At 32.4% G+C, this 25714-nt stretch carries 17 protein-coding genes; 5 read left to right on the top strand and 12 right to left on the bottom strand.

What is annotated here, in order from left to right:
- Positions 1 to 68: 68 nt before the first annotated feature.
- The 3 genes from GKZ86_RS16080 (at position 69) to GKZ86_RS16070 (ending at position 2736) form a co-directional block, all read left to right on the top strand.
- On the top strand, positions 69 to 1514 hold the full coding sequence (locus GKZ86_RS16080; protein WP_154784090.1) for a serine hydrolase domain-containing protein: 1446 nt from the start codon (positions 69 to 71) through the stop codon (positions 1512 to 1514).
- 135 nt (positions 1515 to 1649) lie between these two features.
- Positions 1650 to 2066: a DUF6157 family protein gene (locus GKZ86_RS16075; protein WP_154784089.1), complete on the top strand. Its 417-nt coding sequence runs from the start codon at positions 1650 to 1652 to the stop codon at positions 2064 to 2066.
- A 223-nt stretch (positions 2067 to 2289) separates the two neighbouring features.
- Positions 2290 to 2736, top strand: a complete 447-nt coding sequence (locus tag GKZ86_RS16070) for a hypothetical protein (protein WP_154784088.1) — start codon at positions 2290 to 2292, stop codon at positions 2734 to 2736.
- A 193-nt stretch (positions 2737 to 2929) separates the two neighbouring features.
- On the opposite strand, the gene GKZ86_RS16065 is transcribed toward GKZ86_RS16070, so the two are convergent.
- On the bottom strand, positions 2930 to 5317 hold the full coding sequence (locus GKZ86_RS16065; protein ID WP_154784087.1) for a penicillin acylase family protein: 2388 nt from the start codon (positions 5315 to 5317) through the stop codon (positions 2930 to 2932).
- A 116-nt stretch (positions 5318 to 5433) separates the two neighbouring features.
- Between GKZ86_RS16065 and GKZ86_RS16060 the strand changes: the two genes are divergently transcribed.
- Together GKZ86_RS16060 and GKZ86_RS16055 are read left to right on the top strand one after the other, a co-directional pair.
- Positions 5434 to 6990 (top strand): hypothetical protein, encoded by a 1557-nt coding sequence (locus tag GKZ86_RS16060; RefSeq protein ID WP_154784086.1) that lies wholly within the window; start codon positions 5434 to 5436, stop codon positions 6988 to 6990.
- A gap of 484 nt (positions 6991 to 7474) precedes the next feature.
- The gene (locus GKZ86_RS16055) at positions 7475 to 9286 is read left to right on the top strand and encodes a hypothetical protein (RefSeq protein ID WP_154784085.1); all 1812 of its coding nucleotides are present in this window, start codon (positions 7475 to 7477) and stop codon (positions 9284 to 9286) included.
- A 56-nt stretch (positions 9287 to 9342) separates the two neighbouring features.
- On the opposite strand, the gene GKZ86_RS16050 is transcribed toward GKZ86_RS16055, so the two are convergent.
- From GKZ86_RS16050 to GKZ86_RS16000, 11 genes are all read right to left on the bottom strand, one after another.
- Positions 9343 to 9777, bottom strand: a complete 435-nt coding sequence (locus tag GKZ86_RS16050) for a YMGG-like glycine zipper-containing protein (RefSeq protein ID WP_154784084.1) — start codon at positions 9775 to 9777, stop codon at positions 9343 to 9345.
- Between the two features lie 290 nt (positions 9778 to 10067).
- Positions 10068 to 11345, bottom strand: a complete 1278-nt coding sequence (gene kynU, locus GKZ86_RS16045; protein WP_154784083.1) for a kynureninase — start codon at positions 11343 to 11345, stop codon at positions 10068 to 10070.
- A 339-nt stretch (positions 11346 to 11684) separates the two neighbouring features.
- Positions 11685 to 12734 (bottom strand): tRNA preQ1(34) S-adenosylmethionine ribosyltransferase-isomerase QueA, encoded by a 1050-nt coding sequence (gene queA / locus GKZ86_RS16040; protein WP_154784082.1) that lies wholly within the window; start codon positions 12732 to 12734, stop codon positions 11685 to 11687.
- Positions 12735 to 13071: 337 nt separating this feature from the next.
- Positions 13072 to 14301, bottom strand: a complete 1230-nt coding sequence (locus tag GKZ86_RS16035; protein WP_154784081.1) for a 3-phosphoshikimate 1-carboxyvinyltransferase — start codon at positions 14299 to 14301, stop codon at positions 13072 to 13074.
- A 99-nt stretch (positions 14302 to 14400) separates the two neighbouring features.
- Positions 14401 to 14727 carry a nucleotide pyrophosphohydrolase gene (locus tag GKZ86_RS16030; RefSeq protein WP_012022600.1) on the bottom strand — a complete coding sequence of 109 codons (327 nt, stop codon included), beginning with the start codon at positions 14725 to 14727 and terminating at the stop codon, positions 14401 to 14403.
- A gap of 2 nt (positions 14728 to 14729) precedes the next feature.
- On the bottom strand, positions 14730 to 16703 hold the full coding sequence (locus GKZ86_RS16025; protein ID WP_154784080.1) for a DUF3857 domain-containing protein: 1974 nt from the start codon (positions 16701 to 16703) through the stop codon (positions 14730 to 14732).
- 1 nt (position 16704) lies between these two features.
- Complete coding sequence (locus GKZ86_RS16020; RefSeq protein WP_154784079.1) at positions 16705 to 18714, bottom strand: DUF3857 domain-containing protein; 2010 nt, start codon at positions 18712 to 18714, stop codon at positions 16705 to 16707.
- 30 nt (positions 18715 to 18744) lie between these two features.
- Complete coding sequence (locus tag GKZ86_RS16015) at positions 18745 to 20652, bottom strand: DUF3857 domain-containing protein (RefSeq protein ID WP_154784078.1); 1908 nt, start codon at positions 20650 to 20652, stop codon at positions 18745 to 18747.
- A gap of 63 nt (positions 20653 to 20715) precedes the next feature.
- A complete protein-coding gene (gene dtd, locus GKZ86_RS16010; protein ID WP_154784077.1) occupies positions 20716 to 21168 on the bottom strand; it encodes a D-aminoacyl-tRNA deacylase in 453 nt (150 codons plus the stop codon).
- Between the two features lie 85 nt (positions 21169 to 21253).
- Entirely contained in the window at positions 21254 to 22237 is a 984-nt protein-coding gene (rsgA, locus tag GKZ86_RS16005) for a ribosome small subunit-dependent GTPase A (RefSeq protein ID WP_059117681.1), read from the bottom strand.
- Between the two features lie 146 nt (positions 22238 to 22383).
- Positions 22384 to 25599, bottom strand: a complete 3216-nt coding sequence (locus tag GKZ86_RS16000) for a VIT domain-containing protein (protein WP_154784076.1) — start codon at positions 25597 to 25599, stop codon at positions 22384 to 22386.
- Positions 25600 to 25714 lie beyond the last annotated feature (115 nt).

Here is a 25714-nt window from a genome sequence, read left to right as displayed (position 1 = left end):
ATAATTATTAGCGAGTTTCATTTATCAATCAAAAACGAATCATTTTATTAATCGAAATCAATCAAATCATGAAAAAATCTATCAAACTAATTGCGTTCTGCCTAGTTCTGCAACTTTTTACATTCACCATTTTTGCGCAGGATAAAGCCAAAAAAATCGACGCTCTTTTAAGTAAATATACTGAATACGGACAATTTAACGGTTCGGCATTGGTTGCTGAAAACGGAAAAATTATCTTTAAAAAAGGTTTTGGTCAGGCTAATATGGAATGGAACATTCCAAATCAACCCGACACTAAATTTAGATTGGGTTCTATAAGCAAACAATTCACAGCATTTTTAATTGTAAAACTGGCTGAAGAGGGAAAATTAAAACTTGATGTTCCAATCACAACTTATTTAGCGGATTATCCGAAAGAAAACGGAGATAAAATAACGATTCATCATTTGCTTACGCATACATCCGGAATTCCTAATTATACTGCTGTTCCAAACTTTCTTAAAGAAAAAAGCCGTAACCCGTCTACTCCGGAAGAGTTTGTAAAAACGTTTAATAAACTGCCTTTGGATTTTACGCCGGGCGAAAAATTTAATTACAGTAATTCCGGTTACTTTTTATTGGGTTATATTATTGAAAAAATTACTGGTAAAACATACGAGCAGTATTTACAGGAAACAATCCTTACACCTTTAAAAATGGCAAATACTGGTTTTGATCATAGCGAAGTTATACTTAAAAACAGAGCTGCCGGTTATGAAAAACAAGGCAAAAAAATTGTTAACGCGTCTTTTATCGACATGAGTATTCCGTATGCTGCAGGATCTTTATATTCAACTGTTGAAGATTTATATCTTTGGGATCAGGCGCTTTATACTACTAAATTGCTTTCAGAAAAATCAATGGAATCGCTATTTAAATCTTATATCTCGGTTGGTGATGAATCTTATGGATACGGATGGTTTTTATCTGAAGAAAAAATTGGTGGCAAGCAATATAAAATTATAGAACACGGCGGAGGAATTAACGGGTTTAATACAATCATTTCCCGCATTCCTGCTGATAAAAATTTAGTTGTTTTACTGAACAATACGGGCGGAACTATTTTAGGGGAAATGAATGGTGCTATTCGCGCTATTTTATACAATCAGCCCTATGATCAGCCTAAAAAATCAATGGCTCTTGAACTTTTAGATGTTTTTAAAGAAAAAGGCACAGCTGCGGGTTTAGATGCTTATAAGAAATTAAAAACTGATCCGACTTATGGAATTAAGGAAGGTGACATGAATAATGCCGGTTACCAATTATTGCAAACGGGTAAAAAGAAAGAAGCTATTGAAATTTTCAAAATTAATGTTGAAGCTTTTCCTAAATCAGGAAATGTATATGACAGTTTGGGTGAAGCTTATTTAGCGGATGGAGATAAAAAACTGGCTATTGTAAATTACTCAAAATCTGTAGAACTTGATCCGACGAATGAAAATGGAAAAAAAGTTCTGAAAGAAATTTCTAAATAACAATATCAAAAAACGAACACTAAAGTTGTTCTTTAATTAACTCCGATAAATATATTATCGGAGTTTTTTTGTTCAAAATCATTATTTTAGCATAGGAATAAGAGCTAATTAAAAGAAATTTAATGATCTAACAAAATGAAAGTTCATACGACAAATTATCAAAATACTTTTATTGAAGCTGCAGAAGATAGTCCTGCAACGCGTGGAGAAATTCCGCCAATGAAAGGCGAAAATAAAACAGTTGCTAATATTGAGTTTGAAATGATCAGCAAAAATCCTTATAAATATTCATCTGATGAAGTTTTATTTCAGGTATTTGCAGACAAAAATGATTTGACTAAATCAGAATATAAAGAAGCCAAAGAACAATTTTTCTCGAAAGGACAAGCTTGTTTACGAGCTTCGCCTTTAACGAAACGCTACGGCTGGGGTATTCATAACGATGAAAACGGAAAAATTGCGCTTTACGGATTGAACACGCCTGAATATGAAAAGTTTTCTAAAGATGAAAATCTAAAAGTCGTAAAAGCAATGCGAAGCTCAAGAAAATAAACTTGAAACTACAACATTATAACGATGCGTAATTGTTATCCTATAAACTTCCGGTTGTACATTTATTAAAATCTGTACAATCGGATTTTTTTATTTAAATGTCATTTTTCAATTGAATATTTAGAACAAAAAAACTATTTTAGCCGTGCCCAAAAAAATGACCTTAAAGTCCTAAATCAATCCATTTGCAACACTAATTGTTGTAAGCAATTTGAAATAACCTATGAAAAATTTAAAAAAGCATACCTTTTTGGTTTTAGCCTTATTTGTGTTTATTCCGTCTGTTTGTATTTCTCAAACTTCTGCATCGGTGCCAATGCCAACGCAGCAAAATACAATTATCGTAAATAAAATTATTGAAGCAACTAATTACAAAACATATTTCGTTGATTATTGCTTAACTAAAATAAACGAAAAAAGTTTTAAGGAAAAATGGAACGAACAAAAAACAAAGGAAATTACAGAAAGCATCAATTTTAAAAACTTTAGAGATGCTGTTTATAATATGTTTGCTTTTTATAATGAAGTTGACTTAGAGACATTATTAAAAGCATACGAAAAAGATCCTGCTTACCAAACTACAAACGTAATGACAACTAATAAAGTCCTGCTTAACAATCTCGATATTTATGCGAGAGATATTGTTACTGGGAAATATTTAGCTAAATAAGGTTCAGAGGCTCAGAGATACAGAGGTTCAAAGGTTTTTAGACTTTGAACTAAAAAAAACCTCAACTATTCTGCTGAAATTTTATAAATAAAAAAACCTTTATCAAACTTCAATTTGATAAAGGTTTTTTTATAGCCTAACTAAATTAAAGTATTGTAAAACTTTAATTTAGCAAAAGAACTTTAGCTTTATCCTAAATATGAGGTTTCAAAACCAATTTTGTTGAAGTTTTTATAATCTCTTCTTTGTTCAGTTTCATTTTTCTGAATTTTCCGGCCACAAACATTTCGGCCTGATCGTCGTAATGTTCGCTAAACGGATTTCCGGATTGTCCGGTTGGTAAAATGCTCCAGCTGTTTTCAATATCCGAAAAATCAACTATTCTTCTGGTTGAAGGTCCGCCTTTTACATAATATTTCCCTTCTTCGTTATAACCAAAAAACTGATTATTAATTACCTCATTTGATCCTGGATCAGCAAATGGACCAACGTTGAATAGTCTTCGCAATGCGGCAACTTTTCCCATTGGATGTTCGTGTTCAACCGTATGCACTTTCCCCCAAGTCCAATCTGAAACTGAATTGCCTAATTGTTTTTGAAGTTCAGCAATTGCTGTATGAAATGATTTTGAAACGATTTCGTTTCTGGTTTCTTTTTTGTTCTTTGTTTTGATATTATCCCACCAAACTGAATTTTCATTGGCAATTTGTCTCGCAATAATTTGTTTTCCTAAAGATAATCCCAGAAACAAATTAAAATTATCTGAACCCATTTCATCTTCAAAAGTATTCTTCAAATACAAATAAACCCATTTGTTGTAAATCGTTGGCGCAACATCTTCTAAATTATGCGTTCCTTTCCATGATTTTAAAGTAGATATCGCTTGTTTTTCTTCTGCTGAAAGTGAACTATTTTTTAGGTTTGAAATTAAATTTACAACTACTTCCGGCGCCACAGTAGAAGTATTATCAAAAATCATTTTACTAATCGCTTCTTTATCCCAATCTGATTTTGCATCCATTAAACCTGAAATTCTTTTGGCACGATCTTCCGGCAAATAATATCCCGGATACAAATAACCGTCTATAGCTTCGGGCTGATTATTGGCTGAATATACATAACCCCATTTTGGATTTTCTGCCGATGGATTTTTCGAGAAATCTAAATATTCTGCAATATCATCTTTGCTGCTTGCACCATCTAAAATAAAATGAGAATTCACGCCTTTATTATGTTTATAAAGTGTTCCCGTTGCCCACCATGCAACATTTCCTTTTGCATCGCCATACATTACATTCAATCCCGGTGCTGCAACCAATTGTACTGCTTTTTTAAAATCGTCTTTGCTTTTGGCATGCGAAAGCCCATAAACCGCATCAAGAATCTGAATAGGTTGTTGGGTATAAATCCACGACATTGCAATTGGGTTTTTACGATCTAAACGTTCCAGTAAATCATTCATAATTGGTCCGTGTCGGCTTGACTTAATCGTCAGGACAACATCCGAAGTATCTTTTACTTTAATCGTTTTCTTTATTGTTTGGTAAGTTGCAAAACCGGCTGGCGTTTGGTATTGATTTGAATCTCCTGTTTTATTTTTTTCCTGATAAAAATCGATATCATCATTTTCAAACATTGTTAAACCATAAGCATAATCACGATTGTGTGCCAATAACGGAAATGGCGTTCCGGCCAGATAACAACCGTATAATTCATGGTTTGGAGTTACAATATGCGCTTCGTACCAAGTCGCCGGCTGCGAAAACCCAATATGCGGATCATTTGCAAAAATAACTTTTCCGCTTTTTGTTTTGTTTGGTCCGGCAACCCAACTATTACTTCCCACAAATGGCGGAATTGGCGATTTATCCAACAATGCTGCAACAGATTTTGCAATTGAAGTATATTCTTCGATATTATCTTTTGAAATTTTAATTCTTGTGGTATTAAATTCTCCTTCAATTCCTAAATCTTTCAAATATTCTGTGCCATATTTATTGCGAATATCTGTCAGTAAAGGATCTGTTTTTTGAGCCATTGCAAAACTGAAAGACATATAACCAAAAATATTATAGACATCTTTTATGGTGAATTTTTCTTTTTTTACTCCAATCAAAGTAAATTCAATTGGCGTAACACCTTCTTCTAAATACTGATTAATTCCGTCTAAATATGCCAATGTTAATTGATAACTTGGGCTGTTTTTATCTAATTTGGAAATGGCTTTCGCCGAAGCTTCTTCGATACCAATTCCGGAGAAAAACTTATCATTTTTAAGCGCTACCGAACCGAAAATCTCTGATAATCTTCCCGGTGCAATTCTGCGAAGCAATTCCATTTGCCATAATCTTTCCTGCGCATGAACATATCCCAAAGCCGTCATCGCATCTTTTTCAGAATCGGCATAAATATGAGGCACTCCAAAATCATCAAAATAAACAGTGGTTTCTTTTTCAAGGTTTTTTAATTGTACTTCTCCTTCATATCGGGGTTTGAGATGAAAAATATAGGCACATAAACCTATACCAACAATGACAATCAAAACGACTAAAACCAACAGGATTTTTTTAATTTTTCTCATATTCAAAAGATAAAAACAACAAACAATTTAGTAATGATGTAACTTAAAGATAGAATCATATAAGAAACTAGTGCTTTTAAAAGTCTAAATTTATGTATTTAAAATCAATACGATAAATGTCAATCTATAAAAAAATAGCAATCGGTGTAATTTCAGTCTTCATTTTTGTGATTTTAATCAATTTCGGTCTCAATTATTGGATAAAAAAACAATTACCTATTATTATTCACGAGAAAAACAAAACAGCTTACGACATCAATTACGAAAAAATTGAAGTAGCTCTTTTGTCCCGAAATATTTATGCAACAACTTTATTGATACATCCAAAAAATCAACCTGAAAGCAGCAAGAATGGTCTTTATTCTAAAATAGAATCGATTACGATTACACATTTTAATATTTGGGATTTGGTTTTTCACGACATTATTCAAGCCGAAAGCATTATTATAAACAAACCCAGAGTTATTCTTTACAAAAAAGGGGAAAAGCTTTTGAATAATAGTAAAAGTATTGAATCTGAAATCATAGCACCTTTCCGAAAAATAATTGCTGTTTCGAATATTTATCTAAATGGAGGACAAGTAGATGTCGTTTCTTTAGATACCAACAAACCCATTTTTAATGTCAAAAATATCATTCTGAAACTTGAAGGTATTTTGATTACAGATGCAACCTTAAAGGAAAAAATTCCGATGCATTATGAAAAATATGTTTTGATTTGCGATAGTTTATTTTACAAGCCAAGTCAGTTTTATAATATGACTATTGGAAAAATCAGTACTGAAAACAACTTTTTAAAAGTCAAAAAATTTTCACTTTTGCCCGCATATACCCGAAAAGTTTTTGTTCAGAAACTTGAAAAGGAAAAAGATATTTACACGCTAAAACTAGATTCTGCAACTATTAATACCATGAAATGGGGTTTTAAAAATGATAAATTTTTCTTTTATGCTCCTTCATTAGTTATCAATCATTTTGACGCGAATATTTACCGTGGAAAAATGCCAAAAGACGATTTAAGCAAAAAGTATCTATATAACCATTTGTTGAGAAATATTAAGTTTCCGCTTCAAATTGACACTTTACAGGTTTTGAAATCAAAATTGGTTTATGAGGAAGAAATTGATTTTGCGAAAGGTCCGGGAATTTTAAATTTTGATCATTTTAATTTGCAGGCTACTAATCTGCGAAGTGGTTTTGGTTTGAAAAAAACCAATGATGTTAAAATTAAAGTGAATTGTATTTTTATGAAAACCTCGCCATTAGATGTTGACTGGAGTTTTAATGTTTTGGACAAAAAAGACAGTTTTCATATTCAGGGTGTAATTTCAAATTTTGATGTTAGTGCTATGGGACAATTCAGCAAACCTTATATGAATGCTACATTTACAGGTACATTTCATAAATATCGTTTTAATTTCTATGGAAATGATACTACTTCAAAAGGAAATGCGTCTTTGGATTATGACGATTTAAAAGTAAAATTGTACAAGAAAAAAAATCCTGAAAAAGAAGCAAAACTTAAATCTGCCATCGCTAATTTATTAGTCAAAAATGACTCCAAAGACAAAGTCAAAACCACTGATGTTGAAATCGAAAGAATTCAGGAAAAATCATTCTATAATTTTTTATGGAGAAGCATTGCAGAGTCTTTGAAGAAGATTTTGATATAAAATATTTTGTCGACATAGCCTGCGGTTTCAACCGCAGGAACACAACGCATATTCAAAATACGTTTCCCACGGTTGAAACCGTGGGCTATGTTTTTTTATGAATCGTAATAGATTGGAATCTTTGAAGAAGATTTGGTATAAAGTTTTTTTGTCAACATAGCCTGCGGTTCAACCGCAGGAACACAACGCATATTCACAATACGTTTTCCAAAATACGTTTCCCACGGTTGAAAGTGTGGGCTATGTTTTTTTATGAATCGTAATAGATTGGAATTTTTGAAGAAGATTTTGATAATTTTTTTGCCACGAATTACACAAATTTGCACAAATTTTTTCACTACAGGATATCAATGAATTCGTGTAGATTCGTGCAATTCGTGGCAAATTTTTTAGTGTAGATTTCAAACATGACCAAACCTGACAATTATCAGGTTTTAGAAAAATCCTTTTTCCAATATTTGTTTTTATTTTAATCTAAAAACAAATGGCAAAAATACCTTTGCACACATTTCATATTCCGGTAATGGGACTCGCTTACACTATTGATAGCCCAATTCGAGTGGCGCAGTATGGCATTTCATCTGTAATTTCAATAGCCGATGATGAATTAATCGAAAAGATGCGTAATTTTTACAGCACTAAATTTAATTTTCCGTACGAAGAAATCACTCAAAAATTTCAGGATTACCGCGCAGAAAGAATTACATCTTATCTCAATTTAGTCGATAAAATTGTAAAGCAAAAATTCGAAAGTTTTAAAACTGAATTGGCAGAAAGCAAAACAGCTTTAGAAAATTTTATTGCGATATTACCCAATACGTCTGATATCAAAAAAGGCTTTCAAAACTTACTGGAAGACGGTATTTCTTTTAAAGAAAACATTCAAAGTTATATCGAGTCGCATCTTTCAGCCGGAGAAATCGACGTGAATATTATGACGAAACTGGATAAAGATAATTTCGTTAAAAACGAACAGCTTCCAATTGAATTTAATGATGCTCACGCGGCTTTAAGAGGTTTTGCTAATAGTAATCTTGAATCTTCGGTTGTACTTTCTGCAGGAATGAATCCGAGACTTTACAGCTATTTTGAAAACTTTCCGGATTTCTTTCCAAATCAAAAAAATCAACTTAAAAAGAAAATCATTTTAAAAGTTAGTGATTTTAGATCTGCCATGATTCAGGGAAATTTCCTGGCTAAAAAAGGGCTTTGGGTTTCTGAATACCGAATTGAATCTGGCTTAAATTGCGGCGGACACGCCTTTGCTACTGACGGACTTTTGCTTGGAACTATTTTAGAAGAATTTAAACAGAAAAAAGACCAATTACTTCAATCTTCACACGATTTGATGGTCAAAGTTTTGCAGCAAAAAAATCTTGCTTTTCCTAATCAGCCTTTAGAAGTAAAAATAACGGTTCAGGGCGGTGTAGGAACTTCTGAAGAACACGAATTTTTATTAGACGAATACAAAGTTGATTCTGTTGGTTGGGGTTCTCCGTTTTTACTGGTTCCCGAAGCAACTTCTGTCAACCGCACAACTAGAAATTTATTGATCAACGCAAAAGAAGAAGATTTATATTTAAGTCATATTTCTCCTTTAGGAGTTCCGTTTAATACTTTGAGAGGAACTTCAAATGAAATTTTGAAGCAAAAACGAATTCAGGAAAACAAAGCAGGAAGTTCTTGTCCGAAAAAATTTCTGGCTTTAAGTAAGGAATATGATACTCACGGAATTTGTACGGCTTCTAAAAAATATCAGGATATTAAACTGGAAGAGCTCAATGCCATTAAAGGAAATCTTTCGCTTACCGCTTTTGAGAATGCTAAAACTAAAATTACAGAGAAATCGTGTTTGTGTGTAGGTTTGGCAAACGCATCGTATCTAGAAAATGATATTAAAATAAAAGGACAAGCGCAAGGCGTTGTTATTTGCCCTGGGCCAAATATGGCGTATTTTGATCAAGAAGTTTCACTTTCTGATATGGTTGGTCATATTTACGGAAATACGTCTGTTTTAAGAGCTAATAATCGTCCTAATTTATTTGTCAAAGAATTGAAAATGTATGTTGATTATTTTAGAAATGAAATTGAAACTATTTCTGGTGAAATAACAGCAAACCAACTTAAAAAATGGAATAGTTTTAAAGCGAATCTTTTAGACGGAATCGAATATTATCAAAATTTATTATCGTCAACTTTATATTTTAAAACTGATGAAGAAAAAATCAGGAAAGATTTCGATTTTTATAAATCAGAATTAGAAACCATAAAAATTCAAGTTCAGGAATTAGTATAAAAACAAAACCCCGATTTGTATAAATCGGGGTTCTTTATATTCTTAGATTTTACAATCTATTCATTTCTCTTATTTTTGCTGTCAATAACAGCACCTGTTCCAGTTCCTAAAGCAGCACCTGCTAAACCACCAATAATAGCACCTTCACCTTTTTTCTTACTTACAATTGCTCCGGTCGCAGCTCCAACTCCGGCACCAATTACAGCACCTTTAGCAGTTGCACTCCACCCTTTCTTTTTGGTTGTTGTGGTTGTAGTTGCAGCTCCATTAGCTTGCTGATGCACAACAACTACTTTTTGAGATTCAACTTTTTGCTGTTCTTCTTTCATATTGGCCATTTCAGTTTTCATTGAATCAATAACTCTTTGTTTATTAATTTCAACTTTCATTGAATCGATACTGGCTTGTTTGGCTTTATTTAGATCTTCCTTATTTTGATTCTGGCAAGAAACTATTAATAAAGCGGCGAATAACATATATAAGGCTTTCATGATTGTAGTTTTTAAAATTATTACACTACAAAGTAAAGGAGATTGATTTTGTTTAAGTTACAAGATTCACTGGAAAGGTTATAGAATTTGAAGATTGTAATGTGTTTGGGACGCGAAACGGATTGTTTGTTTTTCACGCAGATTTTTTTGTCTACATAAAAATCTCGCAGAGACGCAAAGTTCTATTTAGCCACAGATTAAAGGATTAAAATGATTTAAAAAAAATCTGCTCAAATCATTTTAAATCTGCGTGAAACAAAACTTTGCGACTTTACGAGATTAATAAGCTTTTACTTCCCCAAAATTCCTTTTTTAAGGATTTGTCCAAAGTCAAACATATCTTCATAAGAACAATATAACGGGACTGGTGCTAAACGAATTACATTTGGTTCACGCCAATCTGTAATAACACCGTTTTTCATTAAATAATCAAAAAGACTTCTGCCTTCTCCATGCAAAAAAACAGATAATTGAGAAGCTCTTTCAGCTGGATTTGATGGCGTAATTACTTCAAAAGTTCCATCGACTTCTTTATCGATTTCATGCAAAATGAATTCTAAGTATGAAGTAATGTGATCTCTCTTTTTTATTAAAGCATCCATCCCAACCTCAGCAAACATTTCTACCGAAGCTAAATAAGGCGCTAATGAAAGTACAGGTAGATTGCTAATTTGCCAGCCATCTGCACCGTGAACGGGATCGAAGTTGGGTTCCATTTTAAAACGGCGCTCTTTATTATGTCCCCACCAACCAGCAAATCTTGGCAAATCAGGATTATTGTGATGTCTTTCATGAACAAAACAACCGGAAGCATTTCCTGGTCCTGAATTCATATATTTATAACTACACCAAGCGGCGAAATCTACATTCCAATCGTGAAGTTCTAATTTAATGTTTCCGGCAGCGTGTGCCAAATCCCATCCCACTTTTGCTCCTGCTTTTTGTCCTGCGGCAGTTATTGTTTTAATATCGAAAACTTGTCCGGTATAATAATTTACTCCACCAATTAAAACTAAAGCCAATTCATCGCCAACTTCTTCGATTTTTGCCAAAACATCTTCAAGGCGAATATTATGTTCGCCTTCTCTTCGTTTAATTTCTACAATGGCATCTTCTGGTTTATATCCATGAAAATGAACCTGACTTTGAAACATATATTGATCTGAAGGAAATGCTTTTTCTTCGCAGATAATTTTATAACGTTTGTCTTTTGGCTGATAAAATGAAACCATCAATAAATGAAGATTCACGGTTAAAGTATTCATCACCGTAACTTCTGAAGGTAATGCACCAACAATTTTACTCAGCGGTTCTGCAAATCGTTCCTGATAATCCCACCAAGGTTTTTCGGCATAAAAATGACCTTCAACGGCAAGGTTTGCCCAGTCGTTCATTACTTCATCAATATACGCTTTGGTACGTTTTGGCTGTAATCCTAAGGAGTTTCCTGTAAAGTAAATTACGCGTTTGTCATTAACTTTAGGAAATATAAATTGATCTTGATAGTGATTTAAAGCATCTTGTGAGTCAAGTTGTTTCGCGAATTCGCGTGTATTTTGAAAAGTCATTTTTTTTGTTTTGAAGCGTAAAAATAAGGAAAATGTTTTTTTGTTTCAGGTTCTTTTGTTTCAAGTTTCAGATTTCAAGTTTCAAGTTGATACGCATTGTGCATTTTAACCGCAAAGTTCGCAAGGATTTTTATCCCGGTTAACGTTTACAAACACTAAGTTCGCAAGGCTTTGCGTGCTTTTGCATTTGAAAAAAAACAAACTGAGCAAAAAACTTTAGTGAACTTTGCGTTTAAATTTCGCAACTAATGTCAAACTTGAAACCTGAAACTTGAAACCAATTTTAAATAAAAAAACCCATCATTACTGACAGGTTTTATATTTATTTTAAATATCTAATTAGATAATTAACATTGCATCTCCGTAAGAATAGAATTTGTATTCTTCTTTGATTGCTTCTTCGTAAGCTCTTTTCATTAAATCATGTCCACAGAAAGCAGAAATCATCATTAATAATGTTGATTTTGGTGTGTGGAAATTTGTAATCATACAGTTTGCAATACTAAAATCGTGAGGAGGAAAAATAAATTTATTTGTCCAGCCTTCGTAAGGATTTAAAGTATTTTGAGATGAAACTGAACTTTCGATAGCACGCATTGAAGTTGTTCCAACCGCGCAAATACGTTTTTTATTTGCTTTAGCATTATTTACGATATCGCAAGCCTCTTGTTTGATAATCAATTCCTCAGAATCCATTTTGTGTTTCGATAAATCTTCAACCTCAACTGGATTAAAAGTTCCTAAACCAACGTGAAGTGTAACTTCTGCAAAGTTTATTCCTTTGATTTCTAATTTTTTCAAAAGGTGTTTCGAGAAGTGTAAACCTGCAGTTGGTGCAGCAACAGCTCCTTCTTCTTTTGCGTAAATAGTCTGGTATCTTTCAGCATCTTCAGCAGTTACTTCTCTGTTGATGTATTTAGGAATTGGAGTTTCTCCAAGTTCTGTTAATTTATTTCTGAATTCTTCGTAAGAACCGTCATATAAAAAACGTAAAGTTCTACCACGAGAAGTCGTATTGTCGATTACCTCAGCAACTAACGAATCGTCATCGCCGAAATAAAGTTTGTTACCAATACGGATTTTTCTAGCCGGATCAACTAAAACGTCCCAAAGACGTTGCTCTGAGTTTAATTCTCTTAATAAGAAAACTTCAATTCTTGCTCCTGTTTTTTCTTTGTTCCCGTACAAACGTGCAGGAAAAACTTTTGTATTGTTAAGAATTAAAACGTCTCCGTCATCAAAATAATTGATAACATCTTTAAACATTTTATGTTCGATAGTTTGTTTTGCACGGTCAATTACCATTAAACGAGACTCATCTCTGTTTTCTGCCGGAAATTCTGCTAAAAGTTCTTTTGGTAAATTAAATTGAAAATGTGATAATTTCATATTTGAATTGTTGATTTTAAAGTGTAGATCTTAGATTTTATATCTAAAATTATAAATCGTGTGCAAATATACGATTGTGAGATAGGCGTTGTCAAGTGTTTTGATGTTTATTTTCAAAAGTCGTTGATTTACTACTGTTTAGAGTTGTTCAAAAATGACATTTTAGTTAAAGAAAACCAAATATTAATGTTTGTGTCATTTCAACGAAGAAGAAATGAGTCACGTTTTGGCTATAACCTAAAATCTTCCACAAAAAAAACCTCCAGTTAAAACTGGAGGCTATTCAAATTATGCTCATTTTATTTAAATGAACTTATATTACTTATATGTTCAAAAATTATAATTCTGAAATTTGAAAATTCAATTCTTTTAGATCATTCCAAAAATCTGGATATGACTTAGAAACCACTTCTGCATCTTCAATAATTATCGGAACTTTAATTGCCAGCGGTGCAAATGCCATTGCCATACGGTGATCGTTGTAAGTACCAATTTTAATATTATGGTTGATGTTTTGTGAAGCTACCAAAGTTAAAGAATCATTAGTTACTGATATATTCGCACCCAATTTTGTTAGTTCAATTCTAAGCGCCTCAAGTCGATCTGTTTCTTTAATTTTTAAGGTGTGAAGTCCTGTCAAATAACAACCAATTCCTAAACCTAAACAAGTTACTACAATTGTTTGTGCAATATCCGGTGTATTGTTTAATTCGAAATTTACGGTTTCATAATTAAAATTGGCTTGTTTAACCAAAGTCATTTTATTATTTTGGAACGTTGTTTTAACTCCCAATTTCTCATAAAGTGAAACTAATTCAGAATCGCCTTGTAAACTGTTTTCTTTATAACTGCTCAATGTGATTGTTGCTGCATCGGCCAAAGCCACTAAACTAAAAAAGTATGATGCAGAACTCCAGTCAGATTCTACGACCATTTCTTTTGAAACAACAGCTTCTTTAGGAAACACTTTAATCACATTTCCTTCAAAACTGGTTATGATGTCTAAATCATTCAGCAAAGCCAAAGTCATTTTGATATACGGAATTGAAGTGATTTCGCCTTCTAACGTTAATTCTAAACCATTTTCTAATTTTGAAGCAACAAGTAAAAGTGCCGATATATATTGGCTGCTTACGTTTGCTGCCAAAGTTACTTTTGAAGCAGTAACTTTTTTTCCTTTGATTCGAATTGGCGGATAACCTTCTTCTTTTTCATAAGAGATTTCAACTCCCAATTGTCCTAATGCTTCGACTAGAATTTTTATTGGGCGTTCCTGCATTCTTTTTGAACCTGTCATTACAACGTTGCGACCTTCATTTACAGCAAAGTAAGCTGTTAAAAAACGCATTGCTGTTCCGGCATGGTGAATGTCTACAATTTCCTCGTTGCCAATTAAGGCTTTTTGCATTACTTCACTATCATCAGAGTTTGAAGTGTTAGCAAGTGTAATATTTGGAAATAAGGCTTTTAATAATAACAAACGATTCGTTTCGCTTTTTGAGCCTGTAATATTTAATTGTGAATTGTCAATGGTGAATTGTGAATTCGTACTTAATTTTAAATTCATGATCTTAATTATGAGTTGCGAATTATGTGTAATTTAATTCGAGCCCGCAATTTACCACTCCTCATTCATAATTCAAAATTCACCATTGATATTTCACAATTATTTCAATTTATCGTTGTTTTTGTGACGATCTTTATCTCTAACCGATTTTAAGTCCATTTTTTTATCAAAAGCGGCTTGCAAATCGATTCCTGTTTGATTCGCCAGACATAAAACTACAAAAACAACATCGGCCAGTTCTTCACCTAAATCTTTGTTTTTATCGCTTTCTTTTTCTGATTGCTCGCCATATCTTCTTGCAATAATTCTTGCCACCTCACCTACTTCCTCTGTAAGTTGCGCCATATTGGTTAATTCATTAAAATAACGAACTCCGTGTTCTTTGATCCAGGTATCTACGTCTAGTTGTGCATTTTTCAAATCCATCGTTATAATTTTTTAAGGACAATTTTTTCATTTTGACTAACGATTATCTTCTGAAAAAACTCTTTCAGCATATCGTAGTCGCTCGCTACAAAAATAGCTTTGTTTATTCCTTTTGTCACTTGAATTTGTATTTTATTTTCTTCAGCAATCATATTCATTATATAAAAGGCATCTTTGTTTTCTGTACTGATTCGCATTGGTTTTGGCATCGATTCGATAGCATAGCCATCCGGAATCTCAAAGAAAACATTATAAGTATTCTGATCAGGATATCCAAAATAAATTGGCATTTGTCTTTCTTCCTGAACTAGCGGATTTGTAATATCGGTGAAGAAAAGTAACGGTTTTAAAAATATTTTCCCATTAATAACATCATACGAATTATCAGATGTAAAACTAAATTTTTCGACAACTGGTTTTGATAAATCCTCACTTTTATTTTCTAACGAATAGTCTTTGATTTGTATTTTATTCAAATCATTTTCTAATTTTTCAAGATAAGTATCTTCATTATTATCGCTTGATTTTAATTCTCTAAATTGAAGTGCTGAGTAATCTGCTCTTCTTATTCTCACCTGTCCTTCAATTTGTCTTAAATCAGGTTTTATAGTAGCTGTTATCGTATAACTATCTTTTGACGGAGTTTCCGGAATAAGGTCAATTTCCTGAGATGAACCATCCTCTTTAATTAGTCTTCCTTTCCAGTTTAAGAGATTTAAAGGTAAAACATTTGGTGCGGTAAACTTGTTTGTTGCATCTAATAAAATCTTCTTTCCATCGATTTCTACAGCCGCAATAACATAATTAAAAACGGTGCGGTTCGGAAATACCGGAACTCCATTTTCAAGTGTACTAACCAAAACCGGACTTACATCGATCCCGGCAGTTTTCAGCATCGAAATCAGAATAAAATTTATTTCGGCAACATTACCTGTTTTTGCTTCATATGCTTTTTTAACTCCTTTATCTACAAAATATCCTTTTTCATTAGTCCAGTTCATTCTATTTTGAACAAACTTAAAAATTGCATTTAATCTTTCTAAAGGCAGATTTGCATTTGGCAACAAGGTTTTTAAATCTTCTGAATAATAATTTTTAAGTTTAAGTTCTTTTCCAAAACTATCATTTTCATAAATACTTTTGGCAACTCCATCCCATGTTTTTGTTAAATCCACAAGGGGTTGTTGTGGAAATCTCTTTCTTTCCAGTTCATTCTGTATAGAGCCTGAATGATTGCTTATGTTGTCTACAAATTTCTCTTTCTTTAATGCCGGAATATTTTCAGAAGTATACAAACTATTAATCTGTTTGTAACCAGTAGCAAATATTTGTTTGCTTTCGACTATTTCGCTGCTTGTAGTAATGTTTAATTGGCCAATAAGTATCGTTTTATAAATAAGAAATTCAGGAATCTCTGTTTTATACTCAAAATAATTAACCGGAATATCATATTGGAAATCAAAATCAGGAAGTCGAACTACATTTTGTGATTTCACCACATACCTGAATTCTATAACTGAACCTATTTTTACATTTGGCAAAGTAATGGTTGTCTGGTTCCAGTATTTATTTACTTTGTTATTAAAAATACCTTCTCTGGTTATTTTTGTTTTTACAATAGCACCGTTTTCAAGATTATAAGTTACAGCACTTGAAAAACTCACATTATCATCATTCAAATTTCCGTATCCTACATAGTAAGAAACCCTATGGTTTGCCCAACTAAGCCCCTCTTTTTTATAAATTTTAATTTTAAATTCATAAACATGGTTAGCGGTAAAACCTTTTCCTTCACTGTAGGTGAAAAAAGTTTTTCCTTTTTTAAATAAAATTGTAGCTGGAGCTGTTGTATCTTTTGCATTTACTTTTTCTTGTAATTCTTCTATTGTTACTTTATCTAATTCATGATTTTGAGCATTAATTTTTGAATTACTTAAAAGTAAAAAAGCTACTATTACTAAACTCCATAGCCTCATATTAGATTCTTTTTAAAACTATTTTTTCTGTTTCTTTTGCAATCATTGCTTTGTAATACTCCTTAAGCATTTCATATTTCTCTGTTCCAACAATGGCTTCATTAATTTGATGCGAAACAGTTAACTGAAGTACATTTGCATTTGCTGCAATATTAAACTTAAAAGTACCCAAATTATCCTCCATTGCTACTGCTGCCGGAGTTGGTAATGTTTCTATCGCAAAACCTTCTGGAATTTGAATCGTAATATTGTATTTATCAGAAAAAGGAAAACTAAAATCTACCGGATATTCACGAACTTCCTGCTTAAACGGATTCTTTTCATTTGTAAAAAACAACATTGGGTTAATATATAATTTACCTCCAATTACTTCGCACAAATTACTTCCGGTAAATGAATAAGTTTCTATAATTGGCAATAAAATATCTTTTTCATTTGTTCTCGAATAATCGCTGATTTCTATTTTGTTATTTCTATTCTCTAATTTTTCCAGATATTCTTCTTCTTTTAAGCTAGAAATATTTTCTCTGGTTACCAAGGCATTATAATCTGTATATTGTCTTCTCGCCTTTCCTGTAACTTTTCCGTCAGCATCTACGCTATAAGTTATAAATACATTATCGCCAGATAGTTTGCTTGGCATTAAATCAACCTCTTCTGATGTTCCGTCTTTTCTAATTAATCTTCCTTTCCAGTTCAATGCTCTTAAGGGTAAAATATTAGGTATCGAAAATTTATCTGTGGCATCCAGCAAAACTGTTCCATTTGGAGTTTCAACTGCAGCAATAACATAATTAAAAGCCGTTCTGTTCGGGAATAAAGATATTCCGTTTGATCTTGTACTAACTAAAACAGGATTTGCATTTAGTCCTGAATAACGTAACATTGCCGTAAGCATCAAATTGATATCGCCAACATTTCCTGATTTTTCTTTATAGGCCTTTTTTACTCCATTATCGCAATCATAACCATGATATCCGTTCCATTTTACACTCAATTTAACATGATTTAAAATAGCCATAATTTTTTCTTCCGGGGTATCTTTACCTGCTAAAACTACTTTTAAATCATTCTCAAAATAGCCTGTTTTATTTAATTCGGGACCAAAAGTATCATAATCATAAATTGTTTTTGCAACTGAATTCCAGTCTGTAGAGTATAACTTTAGAGGTTCGTTAGGAAATTGTACTGTCGATAATTCATGTTGAATACTTGAAGTATAATTATCAATATTATTTACAAAAGACTCTTCTTTCATTGCGGGAAAGTTCTCCCCAACATAAGTAGTCTGGGTTTCCATATAATCTACTTTATCATGAGAGAATTCTGTTCTGGCATTTGATCCTTCATATCTTTCTTTCGAAATGAACACGATTGATCTATTATTTTTTACAGTCGTAACCTTAGGAAAAATATATCCTTTTTGCCTAGGATTATACGTATAGTATTCCGGCACATACGTTACAAACTCAGAATAATTTACAGGAATACTGGTTTGAAAATCCCATTCTCTGATCATTCTTGAAGGACTTCTAACGGTGTATCTAAATTCGATAACCGAACCTTCTTTTACATTAGGCATTGTAATCTTTTTTTGGCTTTTGTATTTATTTACCACCTCATCAAAAATTCCTTCACTTTTTAATTTTGTCTTTTCGATTTTACCAGCAACAAGATTGTAGGTAACGGCATCATTAAAAGACAGTTTTTCAGACAGGTTACTGTTATTAGAATACCATACATTATGATTTGCCCAATCATAACCTTCTTTTTTGTAAATCTTTATTCTCGTTTCAACATCAGTTACAGTAACAAAACCATCATTTTGATTATATTCGATTCTCGAACTCCCTTTTTTGTACAATATTGCGGCAGCAGCAGCTGTATCTTTTGGATGCACTTTTTCCTGCAGCTCTGCAATTGATACTTTTCCTAATTTAAATTCCTGCGCTGTTATATTTGATATAAATAATAAAAAAACGAATAGACAGAATGGTTTGAAAATTTTCATTTGTTTTAGGTTTGGTTTTGATGGATCTTTTTAGTTCTTGGTTAGTATAATTTTGGCGTTATCATTTCTTGATACTTGTTCCATAAAAAGGCGATATTCATCATATTCTTTATTCGAATATTTTCCTTTGTTTAAAAACATGGAACGTTTGTAAGTCAGTTTATTATTTTCTTTTTTGATGATTTCGGTTTTGTATTCTCCAAATTTTCCTTTCAATTCATAGTTTGAAGGCAAAAATTCGATTGTAAATCCTGCTGGCAAATTAATTTCGATTTCATCAATATCTAAATAACCTCGTTGAATCTGAAAAGGATTTTTTCGGTTTCTGATTCGTTTAACATTTCCTGTATTTTGATTAAAAGCATCAATTGGAAAAATCATTTTATTGGCCGAAATTACTCCGTAATTAATTGCACTTAATTGAACATCTTCTGTAAAACGAATATTTTCTTTATCGTTTGTAAAAGTTATTTTTCCGAGTTTCAAATTATTGATGTTATCCCAATATTCCTTATAATGTGCTTCTTTTTCGGTTGGTTGCATCACTTCAATTCTGGCTTTCGAACTATATTGAGAACCCTCGGAAGCAATTGAAATTGATCCTGAAAAATTACCACTTTCGTCTATTGTATATATTCCTTTGTCTTTTTGGGTATTACCAATGTCTTCATAAACTTTAGTTCTAACAATTTCTCCTCCTTCTGGTTTAATAATCAATACATCCCTATCATCTGTAAATTTTCCCTGGTAACCAAAAGGATCGTCCTGGCTTGTACATTCTAACCAAGTATAATGATTTCCATTTGGAATAGATAAAATCATGTGGTTTCCTTGCATTGAAACAAAATCAGATTCAATATTTGTTTTATAACTATCTCCATATAAAACTGTATTGTAAGATGGAACATCAACAGCTTGTAAAAGTGCTTTTGTATAGTTTGTTAAAGCTTTACAATCACCATAGCCTAAGCGATCTACATCTGCGGCCAACATGGGTTTCCAACCCCCGATACCAACCTGAATACTAACATATCTTGATTTTTTCTGAACAAAGTCGTAAACCAGCTTAGCTTTTTTTATTGGGTCTTTTTCATTTCCAACAACGGTTTTAATTTTTGCCTTTGTCTCTTCTGGCAAATCAGTAGTTCCTGATAATATTTTTTCAGAATACCATTTCCCAAAATCCGTCCAATTTGTAGCTGTTCCGTCAACACCTTCAAGATGAAAGCGTTCTAAACCCATCATTACCTTAGGAAATAAATCTTTATATGATGGACTGTAATCTTCTTGTTTCTGTGCTAAAACATTAGAAATTGTATAAGACAGCTGCGTATTTGTGTCTGCTATCTTTTTGATATTAAACCCTGAAAATTGAAATTCTTTCTTTTTAAATCCCAAATCATTTGGATAAATAACATTTAAAGAAGATTTCTCAATACTCACAAAAAAGCTTCTCAAAGGCATCCATCTTGGAATAAATGCTGTTGATGAAGTTTGTACCTCACTATTAAATTCTATTGTAAAAGGATAAGAAATTGGAGTATAATCGAGAAAAATATATCTGCTGTCTGAAAAAAGTGTACCACCGCCAACAACACTCTGATCTTTAAAATCTTTTCTTTTTATTTTTTTTATTTCTTTACCGGAAGCATCGTAGATTATCGCCTCAATATCTTTAACAGATGTTGATTTATCATAAAATTCATAAGCTTCTGAAGCATCAAATCCTTTTTCGTTAAAAACTGTTACAACACGATGACTTTTCGAATTCATACTGCGTTGAGATAAAATCGTTATTTCTCTCTCATCAAGTCTAACAACAGCATTCGCATTTTCTTTAAGACTATCAGCAATTGTAGAAGCGGGATATTGACTCTTTTGAGCAAAAGTTATAAGTGAAAAGAAGAAAAAAAATAACGCAAAAAGAGGGCTTTTCATTAGTAGGGAATTTCACCAAATATATATTATTTTTAGAAACCCTTAACATTTGTTTATGAATTTTTACTCTCTGTTTTTACTGTCCATAATTATGGTTACGGGTCCGTCATTTAACAGACTGACTTTCATATCTGCACCAAAAATTCCGGTTTGTATTTTTTTATTGAAGTCTTTTTCTAAAGATTGTATGAATTTCTCATACATCGGGATTGCGAATTCTGGTTTTGAAGCTTTTATATATGAAGGACGGTTTCCTTTTTTTGTTGAAGCGTGAAGCGTAAATTGACTTACCACAATTATATCACCATCTATATCCTGAACTGAGCAGTTCATAACATCATTTTCGTCACCAAAAATTCTCATTTTAATGATTTTTCCAGCAAGCCAATCGATATCTTCCTGAGTATCGGCATCTTCAATTCCGACTAAAACTAGTAAACCTTTTTGAATATCGGCAACAATTTTAGAATCAACTGTTACAGATGCTTCTGAAACTCTTTGAAGAACTATTTTCATATTTTAGTTTAAAGTTTTAAAGTCAAAAAAGCAGAAAGTCTTGCAGGTTACATTATGACTTTTAAACTTTTGACTTTAGACTATTTTATTTCTGGTTTCTGGTTTCGTCACTAATTTTACGATCTTCATCATACGAATCTGTACGATAATTTTCTTCATCGCCTTCCAGAATCTTCAAATAACTATTGTAACGAGTCCAGGAAATTTCATCTTTCTCTAAAGCTGCTTTTATGGCGCAATGAGGTTCTTCTTTATGTAGACAATTGTTAAATTTACATTGGTCTTTCAATTTGAAAAATTCAGGAAAATACCCGCTGATTTCTTCTTTTTCCATATCTACGATTCCGAAACCTTTAATTCCCGGCGTATCGATAATTTTAGCATTAAAAGACAAATCATACATTTCTGCAAAAGTTGTGGTATGCTGACCTTGTTTACTGGCTTCAGAAATTGTTTTGGTTTTAAGATGCAGCGAAGGTTCCATAGCATTTACCAAAGTTGATTTCCCGACACCAGAATGTCCTGAAAACATACTTACTTTCCCAATCATCATTTCTTTCAGCTCTTCGACACCTTTCATTTCTGTCGAAGAAACGCGAAGACATTTGTAACCAATTTGCTCATAAACATATTGCATGTACAACTGATCATCGAGTGTTGCATCATCAAAAGTATCTATTTTATTAAAAACCAAAATCGTTTCAATATTGTAAGCTTCGGCAGTTACTAAAAAACGATCTATAAAATTGAATGTTGTTGGAGGATTATTAATCGTAATTAATAAAAAAACGCGATCAATATTTGATGCGATAATATGCATTTGATGCGATAGATTTACCGATTTACGAACGATATAATTTTTTCTTTCGTGAATATTATGAATCGTTCCGGTTAAGGCATCAGAGGTTTCTTCGAGTTCATAATCGACAATATCACCTACAGCAATAGGATTGGTACTTTTTATACCTTTCATCCTAAACTTCCCTTTCATACGGCATTCTATAAAATCACCTTTTTCAGATTTTACGGTGTACCAACTTCCTGTAGATTTATATACGAGTCCTGTCATTCAAATTGTTGATTTCAGATTTCAGATTTTTGATTGAAGATTAACTGAAATCCTTATTAATTTTAAAAGGCAAAATTACGTTTTTAGAATTTAACAACGCAACTTCGCCTTTTAAAATTAAAAAACAGACTCTAAATTTGATTTGTTTACCAAATAATTTCGCCTAAAATATCATTTTCTTTGATTTTTCCTAACTGAATTGTTTTTAAAGTTTTAGACGTTTTTCCTTCCTTAGTTATATAAATTTCAACCATAATTGTAGCTGGGCCATTTTCTGTAAGTTGAGTTTCACCAAAATAATTGGTCTTAATTTTATATTTCCCTTTGATTGCATTTCGAATTAAATATTGTTCAGGACCATAACCTCGTGTGAAATCTTTTGAAAATCTTGCACCTGCTTGTGTATCTTTATGTCCGTAATAACATTCTTCTCCATTTGGTTCAATGATATGAAGATCTAAATCTACATCCATCTGGTTCCAGTTCATGATTATTCTAATATCGACCGGCATTTTGTCAAGATATTTTTTGTCTAATTTTTCGGTTTTCAATCCTGAATGTTCTATAATCATTCGATTCAAATCCATTAGAATAATATCTTCAACTCCCTCATAATGGTCGCGCATTTCGCCATAATAATTAACTTCCAGCGCTTTAATCAGTTCATCAAAAGATTCCTGATATTTTCCAGCATCTTCGAGAGTCAATGCATAATCGCGTAAACTCTGTGGCTCATGCGATCTCCATTTTACGACTTGTTTTGCTGTAAATACAGCATCATCAAAATCCTGCCATTGACGTAAAGTATAAGTCAATGTTTTGTAAAGCTGATGATTTTCTAATCCTAAATCGGCAATATTACTGATAATCTGCAATGCTTTTTTCACATCGCCCTGATTGTAGAAAAAGTGCGCAACATCAAAATAAAAACTCGGGTTTCTTTCCTGTGCTTTTCTTAATTCTAAATACAAATCGTATTGTTTTTCTTTTGGTGCCAATGCTAGTGCCTTTAAGTACAATCTGTCTGGATTCCATACTTTGAACTTATTCGGATTTTTTGTCGTGATACTAATTACTCCATTTGCAGCTCCACTGCCATAAATAGAGGTAACAGAAGAATCTGTAATTTTGTCAACCGAAAGCATATTTGCATTTACTACATCTTCGAGTGTTCCATCAAAAATTTGTCCATCAACAATTATTAAAAGTTCCTTGTTTTTACTATCAGACAAATACCCTCTCACAATAGCTGTACTATAATCGTCTTCTTGTTCCGTTTTGATTTCTTCTCGTTTAACAACAGGTTGCTTTATAGTATTGGTTAATCCTGGAGCAATATTTTTTGCAGGTCGATACGATTTCTCTTTTTTGCCTTGATTTTCTACAGTCTCCAATTTCATTGCAGATATGGCTGCTGTATTATATACGGCATTATCTTCTTCTATTACTTCACTTGCTGGTCCTGCTCCAATAGGCTCATCAACTGTCAAAACAGCATCAGGATCACCATTTATTGTTCCCGAACCTCTCTTTTTCTTTGACTTTGGCAAAACTTTTGGCGCTACATATTTTGTATCAAGTTTCCACCAATAATTTAATGCTGTAAAATAACCCTCTACATTTTCCCAGTTACTATTTTGTTTTGCCAGACGACTGTCTTGTTCCTGTTTTTTAATTCTGTCAAATTCTGCGCGTAATTCTGCAGGAGGAATAATATCATACATGATATAATCCTGAAGATTCTCCAGAACAATTAAGGAAGTATTTTTGGTAATAATTCCGTATTTCTTTCCTACAGTTTCAATTTCTTCCGCGTTTTTGTCATATTGCAATTCAAGATTTGCGATTTTTTTCTGCGCCCAAAGTTTTTCAATATTAACTTCACTTGCATTTTGATTTGCAGCATCAAAAGTTATTTTTCTTTCCAAAACAGCATCATCTCCGTTACCAAACAACAACGTAATTTCATTTTTCGGATTTAATGATATTCCTGAAAAACTAAAATTTCCTGAAACCGAAGTTCCTTCCATCGGAAACAAATCAGTAATTAAAAGATTTTCTTTTATTCCTAAAAATTTCAGGTTTGTATTAATCAATTTATCCAAAGCATTTTCGGTGCTCAATTGATTTAGATTGATGAAATTCCCTCCCGTTTGTGAAGATGAATAATTTAAAAAAGCAAAGTCAGCCGACACAGAAGACGAAATGGTAAACACAGCTTTTTTAGTTTTTGGAAATGAATTTTCACTCAATGATGATAATCCGTCTGTAGAAAACAAATACTGATCGTGATTTGCAAAATTTAACTGCGAATAACGTGTTCCTCCATCGTATTTTGTGTTTTCTAAAACCGCTTTTAAGTCACTCCAATTTCCATTAGAAATAACAAACTCTTTTTGCTTTTCAAAAGTGTAATTTAAAAAGTACAAAGTCACTTTTGTATTTTTTATCTTTTGAAAATAAGCTTCTAACAAATCTAATTCTTTTTTAAGGTCACGCGTTTGACAGCTCAAAGAATTATCCCAGATTAAACCAATTGAAGAAGGGATTTTTCTCGATTTAGTATTGCCTTCAATAAAAACATTTCCATAAAAATAATACTGACCACCTGCATCCTGAGTCAAAACACTTGGTACATTATTTTGTATCGGAACTTCAAAAACTAATTTTTCATCCGGCTGATAATTTTCTTTTTCGAAAGAAGCTTCAAAAGACTGGTTCCATTTTGAGAAAGAAATTCTAGATGATTTTTCGGTAATTTTTGGAGAAGTTGAAACTCCAACAACAGAAATCTTCACTGAAAACTTATCGAGTTTTTTCGGAAAACGACTCACCAATTGATACGCAAGATTGTTTTTATCAGAAGCCATAAGTTCTTCTTCGTAACCAATAATTACAATTCGTTCTCCGTTTGGCATTAAAGGATAAATCCTGGTTCTGAAATTATTTCCATCTACTTTCTCCAATAATCCCGGATCGACACGACGATGTTCTACAGCTTCAAAAACCTGTTTCCCTTTATTTTTATTTACAGGAACAGCTTCTCGCATTTTTCCGTTTATATCAATTGCATATCTCGAAACCGAAACATTTTCCGGTAACGGAAAAATAAGTTCTGCTTCCATCTGGCGAGTACCTGAATTAAAGAAATGCATTTCGGCAGTGGTGTAAGCAATATTGCCCACTACTTTTACACTAACAATAAGCTGACTCATTCTGACTTTTTCAGCATCGTCTCCTTTAATATTTAATTCCGGACTTTGTGCAAAGGTTTTTGCTCCTAAAAACAATAAAACGTAAAATAAAAATTTCAAGTTGACCTGAAAGATTTTTGGCATAGAAACATCGGTTTTTGATTTCATAACACGAAAGTTAAGGTTGTATATTGATATAGAGCACAAAAAACATAAAAAGGTTGGGAACAAGTTGAATTAATTTCAAAAAAAATCTCCAAAGCCTTGTAGCAGTGGAGATTTA

Source organism: Flavobacterium sp. LC2016-13 (genome assembly GCF_009707955.1).
GTDB lineage: Bacteria > Bacteroidota > Bacteroidia > Flavobacteriales > Flavobacteriaceae > Flavobacterium.
This window is presented reverse-complemented; position numbering and strand designations above follow the sequence as displayed.

Coding starts and splice junctions, on each gene's coding strand:
- GKZ86_RS16080 (WP_154784090.1), top strand. CDS start 69: ATGAAAAAATCTATCAAACTAATTGCGTTCTGCCTAGTTCTGCAACTT.
- GKZ86_RS16075 (WP_154784089.1), top strand. CDS start 1,650: ATGAAAGTTCATACGACAAATTATCAAAATACTTTTATTGAAGCTGCA.
- GKZ86_RS16070 (WP_154784088.1), top strand. CDS start 2,290: ATGAAAAATTTAAAAAAGCATACCTTTTTGGTTTTAGCCTTATTTGTG.
- GKZ86_RS16065 (WP_154784087.1), bottom strand. CDS start 5,317: ATGAGAAAAATTAAAAAAATCCTGTTGGTTTTAGTCGTTTTGATTGTC.
- GKZ86_RS16060 (WP_154784086.1), top strand. CDS start 5,434: ATGTCAATCTATAAAAAAATAGCAATCGGTGTAATTTCAGTCTTCATT.
- GKZ86_RS16055 (WP_154784085.1), top strand. CDS start 7,475: ATGGCAAAAATACCTTTGCACACATTTCATATTCCGGTAATGGGACTC.
- GKZ86_RS16050 (WP_154784084.1), bottom strand. CDS start 9,777: ATGAAAGCCTTATATATGTTATTCGCCGCTTTATTAATAGTTTCTTGC.
- kynU (WP_154784083.1), bottom strand. CDS start 11,345: ATGACTTTTCAAAATACACGCGAATTCGCGAAACAACTTGACTCACAA.
- queA (WP_154784082.1), bottom strand. CDS start 12,734: ATGAAATTATCACATTTTCAATTTAATTTACCAAAAGAACTTTTAGCA.
- GKZ86_RS16035 (WP_154784081.1), bottom strand. CDS start 14,301: ATGAATTTAAAATTAAGTACGAATTCACAATTCACCATTGACAATTCA.
- GKZ86_RS16030 (WP_012022600.1), bottom strand. CDS start 14,727: ATGGATTTGAAAAATGCACAACTAGACGTAGATACCTGGATCAAAGAA.
- GKZ86_RS16025 (WP_154784080.1), bottom strand. CDS start 16,703: ATGAGGCTATGGAGTTTAGTAATAGTAGCTTTTTTACTTTTAAGTAAT.
- GKZ86_RS16020 (WP_154784079.1), bottom strand. CDS start 18,714: ATGAAAATTTTCAAACCATTCTGTCTATTCGTTTTTTTATTATTTATA.
- GKZ86_RS16015 (WP_154784078.1), bottom strand. CDS start 20,652: ATGAAAAGCCCTCTTTTTGCGTTATTTTTTTTCTTCTTTTCACTTATA.
- dtd (WP_154784077.1), bottom strand. CDS start 21,168: ATGAAAATAGTTCTTCAAAGAGTTTCAGAAGCATCTGTAACAGTTGAT.
- rsgA (WP_059117681.1), bottom strand. CDS start 22,237: ATGACAGGACTCGTATATAAATCTACAGGAAGTTGGTACACCGTAAAA.
- GKZ86_RS16000 (WP_154784076.1), bottom strand. CDS start 25,599: ATGAAATCAAAAACCGATGTTTCTATGCCAAAAATCTTTCAGGTCAAC.